The following is a 17,643-nucleotide window of genomic DNA, read 5'->3' as shown; positions in this document are numbered from 1 at the left end:
TCCGACGGCGTGTCAGCGGAGACAGGGGGTGCGAGGAGCGTCGGAGGAGCCCCGGAGCCCGGGGAGGTTCAGAGGAGGGTCAGCTGCTCCGGCGCCGTCGCCGTCTCCGGTTCCTCCGGTACGGGTATCCGGCGCGTCGCGCCCCGGTGTGCGGGCCCGATGCCGAACTCGGCGGCCAGCTCGTGCACCTGACGGGTGATCCGGCGCTGGTACCACGTGGGCGCGTAGGCCCCGTCCGCGTACATCCGCTCGTACCGCCGCACCAGACCGGGGTGGTGGCGCCGCAGCCACTGCATGAACCACTCGCGGGCGCCCGGCCGCAGATGCAGCACGAGCGGGGTGACCGAACTCGCCCCCGCCTCGGCGATCGCGCGGACCGTGTCGCGCAGCTGCTCGGGCCGGTCGCCGAGGAAGGGCACCACGGGGGCCATCAGGACCCCGCAGTCGATGCCGTGCGCACCCAGCGTCCGGACCACGTCGAGCCGGCGCTGCGGGGAGGGGGTGCCGGGCTCGATGGTGCGCCACAGCTCCTGGTCGGTGAAGCCGACGGAGACGGAGATGCCGACCTCGGTGACCCGGGCGGCCTGGGTGAGCAGCTCCAGATCGCGCAGGATCAGCGTGCCCTTGGTGAGGATGGAGAAGGGGTTGGCGCGGTCGCGCAGGGCGGTGAGGATGCCCGGCATCAGTCCGTACCGGCCCTCGGCGCGCTGGTAGCAGTCGACGTTGGTGCCCATCGCGATGTGCGCGCCCTGCCAGCGGGCGGAGGAGAGCTGGCGGGCCAGGACCTCCGGGGCGTTGATCTTGACGACGATCTGGGAGTCGAAGCCGAGCCCCGTGTCGAGGTCGAGATAGCTGTGGGTCTTGCGGGCGAAGCAGTACACACAAGCGTGCGAGCACCCACGGTACGGGTTGACCGTCCACTCGAACGGCATCCGGGAGGCGCCCGGCACCCGGTTGAGGATCGAGCGGGCCCGTACCTCGTGGAAGGTGATGCCCCGGAACTCGGGCGTGTCGAAGGTCCGGGTGGTCACCGCGTCCGTACCGAACAGGGCGATGTCGGCGGGAGCGGCGGGGGTGTCGCCCAGATTGTCCCAGCGCATGGACGCCTCCTCGATGGCTCTGCGTCGACCGTTCGCTCAGAATAGAACACCTGTTCCCTTGATCGTTGCAACCCGGATTTCGTGCCCCGGAGCCCACGTGGTTCTCTAGGCCCACACCCCTGAGGAACCACGAGCTGGAGGAAGTCAATGGCGCAGGTCGAGGCCACCACGGAACGGATCATCGCCGCGAACCCGGAGGAAGCGTTCGACGCGCTGGCCGACTACAGCGGCACGCGTGCGAAGCTGCTCCCCGAGCACTTCAGCGAGTACGAGGTCCGTGAGGGCGGCGACGGCGAGGGCACCCTCGTCCACTGGAAGCTGCAGGCCACGAGCAAGCGCGTCCGCGACTGCCTCCTGGAGGTCGCCGAGCCCACCGACGGACAGCTCGTCGAGAAGGACCGCAACTCCTCCATGGTCACCACCTGGACCGTGACCCCCGCCGGCGAGGGCAAGTCCCGCGTCGTCGTCACCACCGTCTGGGACGGCGCCACCGGCGTCGGCGGCTTCTTCGAGCGGACCTTCGCACCCAAGGGCCTCGCCCGGATCTACGACGCCGTTCTCGACAAGCTGGCGGACGAGGTCCAGAAGTAACGCCCGGAGCGTTCACCGATTCGAGTGGATCGCCCGCACCCCCGTAACGGCGCCCCCTGTGCGCCGGGGGCGCGGGCCTCCTCCTAAACGCGCTGATGAGCGACCCAAGTGCGCCGTACCGCAGGGCCGTTCACGCCTCCGGACGCCACTGACCTCCCGTACCGCCCGACTTGCTCCCCCTTCGTGCCCAATGCGAAGAATGGCGCGGCGCAGACGCCGTGACGAGGGGAGCAGGCACGTGGGTGCGATCACGATCGTGAAGTCCGCTGAGGACGGAGAGGTGCCTGCCGACGCGGGGGGCGCCGGACCGCTCGCCGCGGGCGGCCCGCCCACCGTCCCGACTCCACCGCCCCACCCCGACCGGGCCGACCACCTCGACCCCCGCCGCGTCCGGCTCGTCTTCTGCGGCCTGATGCTCGCGCTGCTCCTCGCCGCGCTCGAGCAGATGATCGTCGCCACCGCCCTGCCGAAGATCGTCGGCGAACTCCAGGGCCTCGACCGGATGTCCTGGGCGATCACCGCCTACCTGCTGACCTCCACCATCGGCCTGCCGATCTACGGAAAGCTCGGCGACCTCCTCGGCCGCAAGAGCGTCTTCCTCTTCGCGATCGTCGTCTTCGTCATCGGCTCGGGACTCGCCGGCTGGTCCCGCAGCATGGACGAGCTCATCGCCTTCCGCGCGATCCAGGGCATCGGCGCCGGCGGCCTGATGATCGGCGTCCAGGCGATCATCGCCGACATCGTCCCCGCCCGGGAACGCGGCCGGTACATGGGCCTGATCGGCGCCGCCTTCGGCCTCGCCTCCGTCGCGGGACCCCTGCTCGGCGGCTTCTTCACCGACCACGTCTCCTGGCGCTGGTGCTTCTACTTCAACGTGCCCTTCGGGCTCGTCACCCTCGCCGTCGTCGCCGTCGTCCTCGAACTCCCCAAGCCCACCCCGCGCGGGCGCTTCGACGTGCTCGGCGCCCTCCTCCTCGCCGCCGCCTCCACCTGCCTGGTCCTGCTCACCAGTTGGGGCGGCACCGAGTACGCCTGGGACTCCCGCGTCGTCATCGCCCTCGCCTGCGGAGCCGCCGGAACCACCCTGCTGTTCCTGGTCGTCGAGCACTTCGCTCCCGAACCCCTCATCCCGCTCCGGCTGTTCCGCGACTCCGTCTTCACCGTCACCGCCCTCGTCGGCGCCGTCGTCGGCATCGCGCTCTTCGGTGCGGCCAGCTACCTCCCCAGTTTCCTGCAGATGGTCGAGGGCGCCACCGCCACCGAGTCCGGCCTCCTGATGCTGCCCCTCATGGGCGGCATCGTCATCGCCTCCGTCGTCTCCGGCCAGCTCATCAGCCGCACCGGCCACTACAAGATCTACCCCCTGCTCGGCGGCGCCCTCTCCGTCCTCGGCATGTGGCTGCTCTCCCGCATGGACGTCGACACCCCGCGCCTCCAGCACAGCCTCTGGCAGGCCGTCCTCGGCACCGGCATCGGACTCGTCATGCCGGTGCTCGTCCTCGCCGTACAGAACTCCGTACGCCCCGCCGACCTCGGCACCGCCACCAGCGCCCACAACTACTTCCGCCAGATCGGCGGCAGCGTCGGCGCCGCCGTCTTCGGCACCCTCTTCGCCTCCCGGCTCGACGACGCCCTCGGCGACCGGCTCACCGGCGTCCTCGCCGGTGGCGCGACCTCCCTGCCGCCCGCCGAGTCGATCACCCCGCAGACGGTGCACACCCTGCCGCCCGCCGTACGCGACGCCTACATCCAGGCGTACGCGGACGCGATGCCGCGCATCTTCCTCTACCTCGTGCCGGTCCTCGTGCTCGGCCTCGTCCTCGCCTTCTTCCTCAAGGAGAAACCGCTGGTGACCCACCACAGCCCCACCACCGAGGCCACCGGAGCCGACGAGTTCGGCGGCGTCCAGGCCGTCCCGCACGCCCGGCACGCCGCCCCCGCGCCCGCCGCCCCCGCCTCCTTCGCCGCCCCGCACTCAGGGCTCCTCGTCTGCGGCACCGTCCAGCACCACGACGGCAGCCGCGTCCCCCGGGCCGCCCTCACCCTCATCGACGTCCAGGGCCGGCAGGTCGGCCGGGGAGCCAGCGGCGAGGACGGGCGGTACGCGCTGAGCGTCCCCGGCGGCGGCGCGTACGTCCTCATCGCGGCGGCCGGCGGACACCAGCCCCAGGCCGTCTCCGTCACCGTCGGCGACCGGCCGATCGACCTCGACGTCGTCCTCGGCGGCGCCGGCCGGCTCGCGGGCAGCGTCGTCACCGCCGACGGGACACCCGTACGGGACGCGGCCGTCACCCTCACCGACGTACGCGGCGAGGTCGTCGCCTCCACCCGCAGCGGACGCGAGGGCGGGTACGTCATCTCCGAACTGGTCGCCGGCGAGTACACGCTCGCGGCCAGCGCCCCCGCCTTCCGGCCCGCCGCGCTCCCGGTGAGCGTCCAGTCCTCCCGCGAGACCCGCCAGGACATCGAACTCGCCGGCGGAGCGGTGCTGCGCGGCACCGTACGGGCAGGGGGCGGGCGTCCTGTCGAGGACGCCCGGGTCACCCTGCTCGACGCCGCCGGCAACGTCGTCGACACCCTCACCACCGGCGCCGACGGCACCTTCCGCTTCGTGGACCTGTCCTCCGGCGAGTACACCGTCATCGCCGCCGGCTACCCGCCCGTCGCGACCGTCCTCCAGATGGCCGGCGGCGGCCGCACCGAGCGCGACCTCCAGCTCGGCCACCAGGACTGACCGGCCGCCCTCAGGAGGTGGTCGTCGCCTTGCGCAGCGCGCTGATGCAGGTGCCGATCGCCTCCTGGAGGGCTTCGAGGCGCTGGAGCATGTCGGCCTCGTAGATGTCCTCCTCCATCACCTCGTCGAGGGTCAGCTCCTCGAAGACCTTCGTCGCCTTCTGCAGACTGCTGTAGAACCTGGTCCGCCGCTCCTGGACCCGCAGCGCCGGGTCCTCCTCGACCGCCTTCGCGACCAGGCCCTTGACGGTGTCGTACGCCTCCCCGGCCCACTCGCCCGCCTCCTCGGAGTCGTCGAGCTCGTCGAGGAGCGACAGATGCCGCTCGGCCTCGGCCCGCAGCTCGGCCGGCGCCTCCACGGTCTGCCCGGCCGGCGTCCTGATCTGGCCGTTCTCGACGATCTGGCGCACGTATCCGATGCGATCGGCCGCCTTCGCCTCGCTCGCCACCGCCTTCTTCAGATCGTCGGTACGTGCGATGGCACGGGCCATCTCGGTCTGCAGGGCCGGGTCCTCCTTCATGCGGTCGAGCAGCGCGCCCCGTGCCGCCTCCGCGGTCCCCGGGTCGGCGAGGATCGCAGCCCGCAGCGCCGTCGGGTTCTCGGCGACCTCCAGGGCCTTGGTCGGCCGGATGCCCTCCGCCTCGGCCGCCGCGCTGATCGCCTGACCGCGCACGGACGAGGCGCTGTTGCGGGAGGTGTAGTAGGAGAGCCAGACGTCGGCGTCGGGCAGTTCGATGTCCTCGCCCGGGACGAGCACCTCGAACTGCGGGACGAGACCGTCGTCGGCCGCCATGTCCCAGGCCTTGTAGTAGCGCATGACCCGCTCCGGCGAGCACCCCGCGAGCTCCGCGAACGCCTTCGCCGAGACCTTCGTCGCGGCCGTCCCCTCGGCGGCCTGCCCGCCGGGCCGGACACTGCGCGCCACCTTGAGCGCGAAGGTCCAGCCGCCGGTGCGTGCGTAGACCCCGAAGTCCTGGGCGTCACGGACGACGACGGGGTCGTGGTCCCGGCCGTGGTCGTCGTCCGTGTCGTCCGCTTCGTTCCGGCCCTGGTCGTCCGCTGCGTCCAGTACGTCCCGCGTCGCCTCCTGGGGCTCGGGAGCCGACGGCTCCCAGAACTCCGGCTCCGAGATCGCCGCGGCGGTCTCGGGTTCGGCGGGGGACGAGGCGGACGGGGTCAAGGCGATGGTCACCGAGGGCTCTCCGGAAGGTCGACTACGACAACTGCGGCCGACAGCCTATACGCACCCGTTGGCGACGGTTCGTCCGATTCGAAGCCCCGGTAAACCGGTGGCGGCGCGGGCCCGGCAGAGGGCAGCATGCCTCCATGACCTACGGAATCGAGCTCCACCCCGCGCGATGAGCGCCCCGCACGAGCGCCCGACGCTCGCCCCCTCCCTGTACGCGTACGCCAAGGGCCTGCGCGACAGCGACCCCGATGCGCCGCCGCCCCGAGGCGGGCACCCCCTTCCCGACACGGCGAACCCCTCGGGCCGCAGAAACCTCCGCTACGCCGAGGCCCGCGCCGCCGTCACCGCCGTCCTGCTCCCGCTCCTCGACGCCCCGGACCCCGCGCGGGCAGCCGCCGAGGCGGAACGCGCGCTCGGCGCGACGGGCGTCGTCCGTGGGCAGGTCGTCTTCCACGCGGCGGCGGCCATCGAACCGCCCGAGGAATCCGCCGCCCGCGCCCGCACCCGAGCATTCGCCCGATACCTCGTCCGGACCGGAACGATCGTCTCCGGCGTAGCCGCCGGCCTCGGGCTCCTGAGTCGGCTCGCGGAACCCGAGGACATCCCGTACCTGAGCGTCCTCGGCCTCCTCGACGGTCTCCTCGCCCCCGTCGACCTGACCCTCGCGCCCCTGGACCGGGAGGCCGCCGCCCTGCTGTGGCTGATCCACCGGACCCGGGGCGAGGAACTCCGCGGCCTCGTCGAAGCCCTCGCCGCCGGAGACCGGGCGGCCGTGTCCGACCGGCTCCTGAGGCTTCCCACGGAGGCACGGGACATGGGGCCCGAGGCCTCCCGCCGGGTCGCCGAGGCCGTCGGCCTCGCCGGACTCCTCCGGACGGACCCGGAGCACCCCGGCCTCCTCGCGCGGGCCGTCCACCTCCTCGTCCGGATGACCAGCAGCCGGGACTACCACGCCGAGGTCCTGCGGTACGGAGAGGCCGTCGGCCTGTACGAGACGGTGGCCGCCCACGCCCACCTGCTGCCCCGCGACGTGGAGCACCGGGCCAGGCTGCTCACCCTCGCCGTCGACCTGCACAGCGGCCCCTCGTACCTCCTGCCCTGGCCGCCCGGCCGGCGCGAGGAACTCCACCGCACCCTCCTGGACACGGCGACGTGGCCGGGCCCGGCTCCGGCCGACCCGGCCGGGCCGCGGCGCGCCGACTGGATCCGCCGTACGGCACGTCAGCTGCGCGCCGCCCCGCAGGACCCGCCCCGGTTCCGGATCGAGGTGGCCGTCGCCGACCCCGGCGACCCGGACGTCGTCGAGACCCGCTTCCTGATCGACGGGCGGCCCCTCGTGCCGGCGGCCTTCGGCCCCGGCCCGGGGGAGTCCCCCGAGCGGCTCCTCGACAGCGGCGCGCTGCGGGCCGGGCCCGAACCCCGGGAGGTGCGGCTCGCCGAGGCGTACTGCACCGAGGGCTGCTGCGGCGCCCTGTACGTGACCGTGCGCCGCGAGGGCGAGTACGTCGTGTGGAGCGACTGGCGGTGGCCGGGGAGACTGGCCGAGCTGCCGGACACCCCCGCGTACCGCTTCGACGCCGCCGCGTACGACGCCGAGATCGCGCGCGCCGAGAACGACCACTCCTGGACCTGGCCGGCCCGCCGCACCTCCCGGCTGATCACGGCCGGGCTGCGCGACCGCCCGGACCTCCTCACCCGCTGGGGACTCCGGCAGGGCTGGATCAGCTCGGACTTCGCCCAACCGGACACGACCGTCGTCACCTTCACCGGGCCGCGGCTCGGGGACGGGGGCGCAAGCGCGGCGGAGGGGGAGCCGCGCCAGTTCTTGTGGCGGCTGCCCGACGACGGCTCCCCTCCCGAGGAGCGGGCCGCCGCCGCCCTGCGCCGCTTGGCCGAGGGGGACCCCAGGCGCTATCCGGAACTGCGCGGATGATCCCGTACCGCCGTCCCGGCGACCGCCAGTGGTCCACTCCAACGGCGGTTTTCCACAGGGGTGGTGAGGCCGCCGGGCGGCGCGTACGGTGCCAGTCATGAAGATCCTCATCAGCGCCGACATGGAGGGCGCCACCGGTGTGACCTGGCCCGCCGACGTGCTGCCCGGCACACCCCAGTGGGAGCGGTGCCGCGCGATGTTCACCTCCGATGTGAACGCCGCCGTGCTCGGCTTCTTCGACGGCGGCGCCGACGAGGTCCTCATCAACGAAGCGCACTGGTCCATGCGGAACCTGCTCCTGGAGCGGCTCGACGAGCGGGCCGAGATGCTCACCGGCAGGCACAAGTCCCTCTCCATGGTCGAGGGCGTCCAGCACGGGGACGTCGACGGCATCGCCTTCGTCGGCTACCACACCGGCGCCGGCACCGAGGGCGTCCTCGCCCACACGTACCTCGCCAACTCGATCACCGGAGTCTGGCTCAACGGCGAGCGGGCGAGCGAGGGCCTGCTCAACGCCCATGTGGTCGCGGAGTACGGCGTCCCCGTCGTCCTCGTCACCGGCGACGACCTCACCTGCGAGGACGCCCTCGGCTACGCGCCGGAGGCACCCAAGGTCGCCGTCAAGGACTACGTCTCGCGGTACGCGGCGGTGTGCCGGACCCCGGCCAGAACCGCCGCCGACATCCGGGCGGCGGCGAAGACCGGCGCCGCGCTCGCCGTGCGCCACGAGCCGGTCCGCGGCGGCCCCTTCACCGTGGAGCTGGAGTTCGACGCCGAGCACCTGGGCGCCGCCGCCACGGTGGTTCCCGGCGTGGCGCGCAGCGCGGAGCGGCGCGTCGCGTACACCAGCGAGACGATGTACGAGGCAATTCGCACGTTCAAGGCGGTCACGACCATCGTCTCGGCCGCGGTGGAGGAGCAGTATGGCTGAGGAGGTCCGGGGCCCGGACACGACGGCGCTCGACGAGGTGGTCACCTTCACCTCCGAGCTCATCCGCATCGACACCACCAACCGGGGCGGCGGCGACTGCCGTGAGCGACCCGCCGCCGAGTACGTCGCCGAGCGCCTCGCCGCCGCCGGCATCGAACCCACCCTCCTGGAGCGGACCCCCGGCCGCACCAACGTGGTGGCGCGCATCCCCGGCACCGACCCCTCTGCCGAGGCACTCCTCGTCCACGGCCATCTGGACGTCGTGCCCGCCGACCCCGCCGAGTGGAGCGTCCACCCGTTCTCGGGGGAGATCCGCGACGGGGTCGTGTGGGGCCGCGGCGCCGTCGACATGAAGAACATGGACGCGATGGTCCTCGCCGTCGTCCGCTCCTGGGCCCGGCAGGGCATCCGGCCGCGCCGCGACATCGTCCTCGCCTACACCGCCGACGAGGAGGCGAGCGCCGAGGACGGCTCCGGCTTCCTCGCCGACCGGCACGCGGCGCTCTTCGAGGGCTGCACGGAGGGCATCAGCGAGTCCGGGGCCTTCAGCTTCCACCCGCAGCCCGGGACCACCCTCTACCCGATCGCCGCGGGGGAGCGGGGCACCGCCTGGCTCAAGCTCACCGCCCACGGCCGGGCGGGCCACGGCTCCAAGGTCAACACGGCCAACGCCGTCACCCGCCTCGCCGACGCCGTCGCCCGGATCGGCTCGCACACCTGGCCCGTCCGGCTCACCGCCACCGTCCGCGCCGCCCTCGCCGAACTCGCCGCGCTCCACGCCATCGACATCGACACCCGCGCGCCCGACCTCGACGTGGACGTCCTCCTCGACAAGCTCGGACCCGCCGCGGCCCTCGTCGCACCGACCGTCCGCAACAGCACCAACCCGACGATCCTCGACGCCGGCTACAAGGTCAACGTCATCCCGGGCCAGGCCGTCGCCTACATCGACGGCCGGACGCTGCCGGGCACCGAGGAGGAGTTCGCCGCGACCATGGACGAGCTGACCGGCCCGCACGTGGAGTGGGAGTTCCACCACCGCGAGGTCGCGCTGGAAGCCCCCGTCGACTCGCCGACCTTCGCGAAGCTGAGGGCCGCCGTCGAGCGCTTCGACCCGGACGGGCACGTCGTGCCGTTCACCATGTCCGGCGGTACCGACGCCAAGCAGTTCTCCCGGCTCGGCATCACCGGCTACGGCTTCTCCCCGCTCCGGCTGCCCCCGGACCTCGACTACGGTGCCCTCTTCCACGGCGTCGACGAACGCGTCCCCGTGGACGCCCTGCACTTCGGCGTCCGGGTGCTCGACCACTACATGAAGTCGGCCTAGGACCGTGACCGTTCGCGCGTCACCGCGACAGGGGGAGCTGGGATGAGAACGACCGCCGCCCACGGCAGCTGGCCGTCACCCGTCGACGCGGCACTCGCCGCCGCCCACGACGGGCGGCCCGAGTACCCCGGCGTCGTCGGCGACGAGCTGTGGTGGACCGCGCCCCGCCCTGCCGAGGGGGGCCGGCGCGCCCTCGTGCGCCGGCGCGCCGACGGCACCGAGGAAAGCCCGCTGCCCGCCCCGTGGAACGTCCGCAGCCGGGTCATCGAGTACGGCGGCCTGCCCTGGGCGGCGGTCCCGCGCCCGGCCGGCGGACCCCTCGTCGTCTTCTGTCACTTCCCCGACCAGCGGCTCTACGCGTACGAGCCCGACGCCGCCCCCGGCGCGGAGCCCCGGCCCCTCACTCCCGTCTCCGGGATCGGTGGCGGGCTGCGCTGGGTGGACCCGGTCATCCGTCCCGACCGGGGCGAGGTGTGGTGCGTCCTGGAGGAGTTCACCGGCCCCGCCCTGACCGACGTACGCCGGGTGCTCGTCGCCGTACCCCTCGACGGCTCCGCCGCCGACGACCGTGCGGCGGTACGTGAACTCTCCGACGGGCGGCACCGGTTCGTGACCGGCCCCCGGCTCTCCCCGGACGGGCGCCGGGCGGCCTGGATCGGCTGGGACCACCCCCGGATGCCCTGGGACGGCACCGAGGTCCAGCTCGCCGAGGTCACCCCCGACGGCACCTTCCGCCGGGCCACGACCGTCGCGGGCGGGCCCGCCGAGTCGATCCCGCAGGTCGACTGGGACGCGGCGGGACGGCTGCTCCTCGTCAGCGACCGCACCGGCTGGTGGAACCTCTACCGGGCGGAGATCGACGCCGACGGCGGCCTCGGTGAACCGGCCGCGCTCTGCCCCCGCGCCGAGGAGTTCGGCGGACCGCTCTGGAAGATCGGGCTGAACTGGTTCACGCCCCTGGAGAACGGCCTGGTGGCCGTCGTCCACGGCAAGGGCAGCACCGCCCTCGGCATCCTGGACCCCGACCGCGGCACGCTTGTCGACGCCGTCGGACCCTGGACCGAATGGGCCCCGGCCCTCGCGGCCCACGGCACCCGCGCCATCGGCATCGCCGCCTCCCCGCACAGCTCCTACGAGCTCGTCGAACTCGACACCCGCACCGGCCGCACCCGGGTCGTCGGCGCCGCCCACACCGACGCCGTCGATCCCGCCCACCACCCCGAACCCCGCGTCCGTACCTTCACGGGCCCCGGCGGACGCGAGATCCACGCGCAGATCTACCCGCCCCACCACCCCGCGTTCACCGGCCCCGAGAACGAACTGCCGCCCTATGTGATCTGGGCACACGGCGGCCCCACCGGACACGCCCCGCTCGTCCTCGACCTGGAGATCACCTACTTCACCTCGCGCGGCATCGGCGTCGCCGAGGTCAACTACGGCGGCTCCACCGGCTACGGCCGGGAGTACCGCGAGCGGCTGCGCGAGCAGTGGGGCGTCGTCGACGTCGAGGACTGCGCGGCCGTCGCCGAGGCGCTCGCCGCCGAGGGAACCGCCGACCCGGCCCGGCTCGCCGTCCGCGGCGGCAGCGCCGGCGGCTGGACGGCCGCCGCCTCCCTCGTCGCCACCGACGTGTACGCCTGCGGCACGATCATCTACCCCATCCTCGACCTGCGGGGCTGGGCCACCGACGAGACCCACGACTTCGAGTCCCAGTACCTCCACGGCCTCATCGGATCCATCGACGACGTCCCCGCCCGGTACAAGGAGCGCTCGCCCATCGAGCACGTCGACCGCGTCACCGCGCCCTTCCTGCTGCTCCAGGGCCTCGACGACGTCATCTGCCCTCCCGCGCAGGCCGAGCGCTTCCTCACCCGCACCGCCGGCCGGGGCGTCCCGCACGCCTACCTCGCCTTCGAGGGGGAGGGCCACGGGTTCCGGAGGGCCGATACGATGGTCCGCGCCCTGGAGGCAGAACTCTCCCTCTACGCCCGGACCTTCGGCATCGACCGGACGGACGTGCCCGACCTGGAGTACCGCACATGACGGCGCCCGACATCGCCCTCCCCGCCCCGGCCGAGGCCCGGACGCACGTCAGATCGCTCACCCGGCCCGAGCGGCTGCGGCCCGGCGCCCGGGTCGCCGTCGTCGCCCCCAGCGGACCCGTCCCCGAGGAGCGGCTGCGGGCGGGACTCGCCGTCCTCCGCGGCTGGGACCTCGACCCCGTCGTCGCCCCGCACGTCCTGGACGCCCACCCCACCCTCGACCACCTCGCGGGCGCCGACCGGGCCAGGGCCCGGGACCTGACCGAGGCCTGGTGCGACCCCTCGGTGTCCGCCGTGCTCTGCGCGCGCGGCGGATTCGGCGCACAGCGCATGGTCGACCTCGTCGACTGGCGGGCGATCCGGGAGGCCGGGCCCAAGGCGTTCGTCGGCTACAGCGACGTCACCGCCCTGCACGAGGCCTTCGCCGTCCGGGCCGGCTACGCCACTCTGCACGGCCCGATGACCGCCGCGGGCACCTTCCTCTCGGACCCGCGCACCCAGGAGTCCCTGCGGGCCACCCTGTTCGAGCCCGAGTCGGTACGGACGCTCGGCCTGGACACCGCACGGACCCTGGCGCCGGGCCGCGCCCGGGGCGTGACACTCGGCGGCTGCGTCAGCCTCCTCGCATCCGACCTCGGCACCCCCCACGCCCGCCCCTCGGCCCGCGGCGGGCTGCTGCTCCTGGAGGACGTCGGGGAAGAGCCGTACCGGCTGGACCGCGTCCTCACCCAACTCCTCCGCTCCGGCTGGCTCGACGGCGTCGCGGGCATCGCCCTCGGCTCCTGGGCGGAATGCGGCCCGTACGAGGAGATCCGAGCGGTCCTCGCGGACCGCCTCGGTGACCTCGGAGTCCCGGTCGTCGAAGAGCTGGGCTTCGGCCACAGCGAGACGGCCCTGACCATGCCGCTCGGCGTATCAGGCGTCCTGGACACGGAGAAGAACACCCTCACCCTGGACGTCCCGGCCCTGCGCTGAAGGGGCGCACGAGGGGCCCGGGCGGCCCGGGTCCCTCCACGACGGCCTTCACCGAATCTCCGTCAACAACCTTCGTCCGGCGCATTGACGGGTTCTTACACGTGTCACAGCATGGGCGCTGCCCGGGTTCCTACCAGGCGGTAGGCGTCGTGGGTCTCTCGGCGTCGTCCTCAGCGTGGAGGTCTCTGTGTCCCGTGCCGTGCCCCGATCCCGCAAGGCCCTCGCGCTCGTCGCCGGAGCCGCCGCACTCGCCGGGCCGCTGACGCTCGCCGCGCCCGCGAGCGGTGCCGAGGTCGCGTACAGCGTCACCCCACTGAGGTTCACCGTCGAGGCGGGCGGGCGGAGTTGTGTCGTCGACGCCGACCTCTACCGGCCCGCCGGGGTGGACGCCGGGCATCCCGCGCCCGCCGTCCTCGCCACCAACGGCTTCGGCGGCAGCAAGAGCGACGGTTCCACCGACGCCATCGGCAGGGCCTTCGCCGAACGCGGCTACGTGGGTCTCGTCTACTCCGGCCTCGGCTTCGGCGCGTCCGGCTGTCTGATCTCCCTCGACGACCCCGAGACCGACGGCCGGGCCGCCGCCCGGCTCGTCGACTTCCTCGCCGGCAGCCGGCCCGCCGACGACGGTACCCGCGCCGACTTCGTCACCCGGGACGGCGCGGGCGACCCGCGCGTCGGCATGATCGGCGGCTCCTACGGCGGGGCCGTACAGCTCGCCGCCGCCTCCGTCGACCCCCGTATCGACGCCCTCGTCCCCCTCATCACCTGGAACGACCTCGCCTACTCCCTCGCCCCCAACGCCGCCGACCGTGCCACCCCCGGCGTCTTCAAGTGGCAGTGGGCGAACGGCTTCTACCTGATGGGCGAGGGACAGCCGTTGCTCGTGCCCTCCCTCGACCCCAGCCGGATCAACTCACTCCGCTGTCTGCACTTCGTCACCGACGCCTGCGACACCGTGCGGCTCCTCAACTCCGGCCGTTACCCCCAGGCCGAGACCGAGAAGATGCTCGCCTACGCCCGCAGCGTCTCCCCGGTCTCGTACGTCGACCGGATCACCGCCCCCACCCTGATCGTCCAGGGCCAGGCCGACACCCTCTTCAACCTCAACGAGGCGCGCGCCACCTACGACCGGCTCCGCGAGCGCGGTGTCGACACCCGGATGATCTGGCAGTCCTGGGGCCACAGCGGCGGCCAGAAGCCGGGCGAGCTCGACCTGGGACAGGGCAACCTGGAGGGAAGCTACGTCGGACAGCGGATCCTCGGCTGGTTCGACCGGTATCTGCGGAAGAACCCGAGCGCGGACACCGGGCCCGCCTTCGCCTGGTACCGCGACTGGCAGAGCGGCTACGGCACCGCCGCCCGGGTGCCGGCGCTCAGCCAGCGGCTGTACCTCTCCGGCGACGGCAAGCTCGTCGACAACCGCACGAAGGTCGCCCGGGGCTCGCGGACGTACAGCAACTGGCTGATCCCGACGAGCCACTCCGAGTCCTCGCTCGCCGGGACGATCGGACTGCCCGACCCGCGACCGTACGACACCCCGGGCACCTACCTCGGCTGGACCAGCGCCCCGCTCACCGCGCCCGTCGACCTCGTCGGCGCCCCGAAGGCCACCCTGAAGGTGGACTCACCGGCCACCGAGCGCGTACAGGGCTCCGGCGACGCCGCCGACAAGCTCGTGCTCTTCGCCAAGCTCTACGACATCGCCCCCGACGGCACCAAGACCCTGGTCAACCGTCTCGTCGCACCGGTGCGGGTGCCGGACGTCACCCGCCCCTTCACGGTCGAGCTGCCCGGCGTCGCCCACCGCTACGAGACCGGCCACCGGCTGGAGCTGGTGATCGCGGCGAGCGACACGGCGTACTCCGGCAATCGCGGCATCAAGCCGGTGACCGTCTCCGGCGCCCCCGGTGACCCGGGGACGCTGGAACTGCCGCTGATCCAGGGGCGGGTCGGTTAGACCGACACGGCCCGGAGCGTCGCGTACCCCGGGCGGACGACCTGGTCGATCAGCCGCTGCCGCTCCGGCAGCGGCAGGAAGGCGGCCTCCAGCGCGGCGACCGTGAACTCCTCGAAGACCTCCGGGCCGTAACCGAAGGCGTCCACCATGTGCTGGAACTCCTCGCTCATGGTGGTGCCGGAGACCAGCCGGTTGTCCGTGTTGAGCGTGATCCGGAAGCCCAGGCGGCGCAGCTCGTCGATCGGGTGCGAGGCGTAGTCCTTCGCGGCGCCCGTCTGGAGGTTGGACGTCGGGCAGACCTCCAGGGCGATGCGGTTGTCCCGGACGTACGAGGCGAGCCGGCCCAGCGTGCCGTCCTCGGCGATGTCGTCGGTGATCCGCACGCCGTGGCCGATCCGCTCGGTGCCGCAGACCTGCACGGCCTCGTGGATCGACTCCGCGCCGACGGCCTCGCCCGCGTGGATCGTGAAGTGGCAGTTCTCCCGCTTCAGGTGCTGGAAGGCGGGGAGGTGGCGGGCCGGCGGGTTGCCGATCTCGCCGCCGGCGATGTCGAAGCCGGCCACGCCCTTGTCCCGGTGCGCGACCGTGAGCTGCGCGATCTCCAGCGAGCGGTCCGTGTGGCGCATGCCCGTGAGGAGGGTACGGACGGTGATACGGCCGCCGGAGCGGCGCTCGCCCTCGCGGAAACCGTCGTTGACGGCCTCGACGACCTCGTCGAGGGTCAGGCCGCCCTCCAGGTGCTGCTCGGGGGCATAGCGGATCTCGGCGTAGACGACACCGTCCGCCGCCAGGTCCTCGGCGCACTCGGCCGCGATGCGCGTGAGCGCCTCGCGGGTCTGCATCACCGCGCAGGTGTGGGCGAACGTCTCCAGGTAGCGCTCCAGCGAACCGGAGTCGGCCGCGTCCCGGAACCAGACCGCGAGCGCGGCCGGGTCCTCGGTCGGCAGCGCGGTGTAGCCGCACTCCCGTGCCAGCTCGACGATGGTCGCGGCGCGCAGCCCACCGTCGAGGTGGTCGTGGAGGACGGCCTTGGGGGCCCGGCGGATCCACTCGGAGACGGTGGCGGCGGCAGGCGTGGCAGGGTTGTCAGACAAGTGCATGGCGGGGAAGTGTACGCCACGGGGGAGGGGCCCGCTGTGACGGGCCCGACAGGGGGCGCGACGGGGGTCCTGGAGAAGGTGCGACGGGGGTCCTGGAGAAGGCGCGACGGGGGTGCTGGAGAAGGCGGGGGTCCTGGGATGAGGTGCGGTGGGAGCCCCAGAGGGCCCGACGGCTCCTAGTGGGACTGGAGGACGGGCAGCGCCGGGGCGCCCGTCGGGAGCATGTGCTTGGCGGCCAGGACCGGGGTCTCGCCGACCCGGACGACCTGGGTGACCAGCACGGCGGGAGTGTCCGCGGGCCGCCCCAGCTGGTCCCCGCGCCGCCGCCCGAGCAGCGTCGCCGTGATGCCGCTGTGCGCGGTGAGCGCCGTCTCCCGCGAGGCGCCGAGCAGGACCGAGAGCATGGAGACGGCGGGCCCGCGCCCGGTGCGCGCCTCCGTCGCCCGCAGGGACCGGGCGAACTCCGGGTGCACCCGGTCGAGGAGCTCGTCCGCCGCCGCCCACTCATGGCTGAGCGCCGCCGCCGTGCCCTCCCCGGTCAGCACGGATTCCCAGAACCGCAGCTCCGCGCGGGCTGGGGCCAGCAGGTGCTGGGTGGTGAAGTCGGTCGGCTCCTCGACCGTCCGCAGCAGCGCCCGCACCCGCAGCGGCGTCCCCGCGCCGATCAGTTCCTCGAGCGGCTGGACGTGCTCGAACCCGCGCCGGGGCGGCCGGTCGTTGACCGTCCGGCCCACCCCACGGCGTACGGTCAGCAGACCGTCCTCCTGGAGCAGCAGGAGCGCCTCGCGCAGGGCGGGCCGGCTCACGCCCAGCTCGGCGGCGAGCTTCGGCTCGGAGGGGAGCGTCGAGCCCGGCGGGTAGGTGCCGTCGTGGACGGCGTCCGCGATCCGCTCGTAGAGCGCCACGACCGGTCGCCGCCGCTGTCCGCTGACCGCCACGGTCGCTCCTCGTCTCGATGCTCCGACGCTGTCCGGCACCACGGTAGTCGCCCCACGTTGTCTGACAAGTCACCCGTCCGGCTCTCCTCGCCGTCACGGTGAGGCTCCGCTCACCTCATTCTGGTCCCACGGCTGCGGCCGGGTACGACCGACGGCACGACGGAGGAGAGGGCCGGGCATGAGTCCCAAAGAGGCGTCACGGACAGCGGGCGGGGGCAGGTCCCGGTTCACCGAAGCCCTCACCCCGGGCCGGATCGGGATGGCCGCGCTCGCCGTCGTCACCCTGGTCCTCATCTTCCAGAACACCGGGCAGGTCAAGATCCGGCTCCTGATCCCCGAGGTGTCCATGCCGCTCTATCTGGCCCTGCTCGCGACCGCGCTCATCGGCGCCGCCTGCGGTTTCTACGTCGCGGCGCGGAGGTGGAAGTGAAGCGGCGCGCCGTCCTGGGGGCGGGCGCCGTCCTCGCGCTCGCGGCCGTCGCCGTCACGTCGACGGAGGAGGCCGCCGCGGCCGACGACGGCGTCGGGACCCGCCCGGTGCCCGACTTCCTCGGCCGCGGCCTGTGGCGGGTCTTCACCCGGCTGGACCGCCGCACCCGGCTCGACGTCCACGATGTGAGCGGGCGGGACCGGCGGGTGATCTGGCCGCCGCGGTGGCGGGTCGTCACGCAGTACCCGGCGGCCGGCACGGGCCTCGACCGCCGCACCACCGTCATGATCGGAGTCGTACGGAAGGGGGAGAGCTGCCCGCCCCGGGTGCGCATGGCGCGGCGCTGAGCACTCCGCCTCCGTACCCCGCCCCCCGTACCCCGCCCCCCGTACCCCA

14 protein-coding genes are annotated in these 17,643 nt (G+C 73.4%); 10 read left to right on the top strand and 4 right to left on the bottom strand.

Going from position 1 to position 17,643, the window contains the following annotated elements; translation table 11 throughout:
* Nucleotides 1–68: 68 nt before the first annotated feature.
* Nucleotides 69–1,100: an Rv2578c family radical SAM protein gene (locus N5875_RS07075; RefSeq protein ID WP_338492326.1), complete on the bottom strand. Its 1,032-nt coding sequence runs from the start codon at nt 1,098–1,100 to the stop codon at nt 69–71.
* 147 nt (nt 1,101–1,247) lie between these two features.
* Here N5875_RS07075 and N5875_RS07070 point away from each other — a divergent pair, with 147 nt between their 5' ends.
* A complete protein-coding gene (locus N5875_RS07070; RefSeq protein ID WP_338492325.1) occupies nt 1,248–1,691 on the top strand; it encodes an SRPBCC family protein in 444 nt (147 codons plus the stop codon).
* A gap of 238 nt (nt 1,692–1,929) precedes the next feature.
* A complete protein-coding gene (locus tag N5875_RS07065) occupies nt 1,930–4,425 on the top strand; it encodes an MFS transporter (protein WP_338492324.1) in 2,496 nt (831 codons plus the stop codon).
* Between the two features lie 10 nt (nt 4,426–4,435).
* Here N5875_RS07065 and N5875_RS07060 read toward each other — a convergent pair whose 3' ends face one another.
* Nucleotides 4,436–5,617, bottom strand: a complete 1,182-nt coding sequence (locus tag N5875_RS07060; RefSeq protein ID WP_318212707.1) for a hypothetical protein — start codon at nt 5,615–5,617, stop codon at nt 4,436–4,438.
* Nucleotides 5,618–5,783: 166 nt separating this feature from the next.
* Between N5875_RS07060 and N5875_RS07055 the strand changes: the two genes are divergently transcribed.
* The 6 genes from N5875_RS07055 (at nt 5,784) to N5875_RS07030 (ending at nt 14,779) form a co-directional block, all read left to right on the top strand.
* Entirely contained in the window at nt 5,784–7,547 is a 1,764-nt protein-coding gene (locus tag N5875_RS07055) for a hypothetical protein (protein WP_338492323.1), read from the top strand.
* Between the two features lie 97 nt (nt 7,548–7,644).
* A complete protein-coding gene (locus N5875_RS07050; RefSeq protein WP_318212705.1) occupies nt 7,645–8,478 on the top strand; it encodes a M55 family metallopeptidase in 834 nt (277 codons plus the stop codon).
* Nucleotides 8,471–9,805, top strand: a complete 1,335-nt coding sequence (locus N5875_RS07045) for a M20/M25/M40 family metallo-hydrolase (RefSeq protein WP_338492321.1) — start codon at nt 8,471–8,473, stop codon at nt 9,803–9,805. The genes N5875_RS07050 and N5875_RS07045 overlap by 8 nt, the downstream gene beginning before the upstream one ends.
* Before the next feature lie 42 nt (nt 9,806–9,847).
* Nucleotides 9,848–11,848, top strand: coding sequence for a prolyl oligopeptidase family serine peptidase (locus tag N5875_RS07040; RefSeq protein WP_338492319.1), 2,001 nt, complete (start codon nt 9,848–9,850; stop codon nt 11,846–11,848).
* Nucleotides 11,845–12,822 (top strand): LD-carboxypeptidase, encoded by a 978-nt coding sequence (locus N5875_RS07035; protein ID WP_318212702.1) that lies wholly within the window; start codon nt 11,845–11,847, stop codon nt 12,820–12,822. Before N5875_RS07040 ends, N5875_RS07035 begins: the two co-directional genes overlap by 4 nt.
* A 175-nt stretch (nt 12,823–12,997) precedes the next feature.
* Nucleotides 12,998–14,779, top strand: a complete 1,782-nt coding sequence (locus N5875_RS07030) for a CocE/NonD family hydrolase (protein ID WP_338492317.1) — start codon at nt 12,998–13,000, stop codon at nt 14,777–14,779.
* Here N5875_RS07030 and N5875_RS07025 read toward each other — a convergent pair.
* Both N5875_RS07025 and N5875_RS07020 read right to left on the bottom strand, forming a co-directional pair.
* Nucleotides 14,776–15,879, bottom strand: coding sequence for an adenosine deaminase (locus tag N5875_RS07025; protein ID WP_318212700.1), 1,104 nt, complete (start codon nt 15,877–15,879; stop codon nt 14,776–14,778). The two genes, N5875_RS07030 and N5875_RS07025, sit on opposite strands and share 4 nt — an antisense overlap.
* Nucleotides 15,880–16,055: 176 nt before the next feature.
* Nucleotides 16,056–16,817, bottom strand: a complete 762-nt coding sequence (locus N5875_RS07020) for a GntR family transcriptional regulator (RefSeq protein ID WP_338492315.1) — start codon at nt 16,815–16,817, stop codon at nt 16,056–16,058.
* Between the two features lie 178 nt (nt 16,818–16,995).
* Here N5875_RS07020 and N5875_RS07015 point away from each other — a divergent pair, with 178 nt between their 5' ends.
* Nucleotides 16,996–17,247, top strand: coding sequence for a lipopolysaccharide assembly protein LapA domain-containing protein (locus tag N5875_RS07015; protein ID WP_318212698.1), 252 nt, complete (start codon nt 16,996–16,998; stop codon nt 17,245–17,247).
* Entirely contained in the window at nt 17,244–17,594 is a 351-nt protein-coding gene (locus N5875_RS07010) for a hypothetical protein (protein ID WP_318212697.1), read from the top strand. The genes N5875_RS07015 and N5875_RS07010 overlap by 4 nt, the downstream gene beginning before the upstream one ends.
* Nucleotides 17,595–17,643: the final 49 nt, after the last annotated feature.

It is taken from the genome of Streptomyces sp. SJL17-4, from assembly GCF_036826855.1.
Classification (GTDB): domain Bacteria; phylum Actinomycetota; class Actinomycetes; order Streptomycetales; family Streptomycetaceae; genus Streptomyces.
This window is presented reverse-complemented; position numbering and strand designations above follow the sequence as displayed.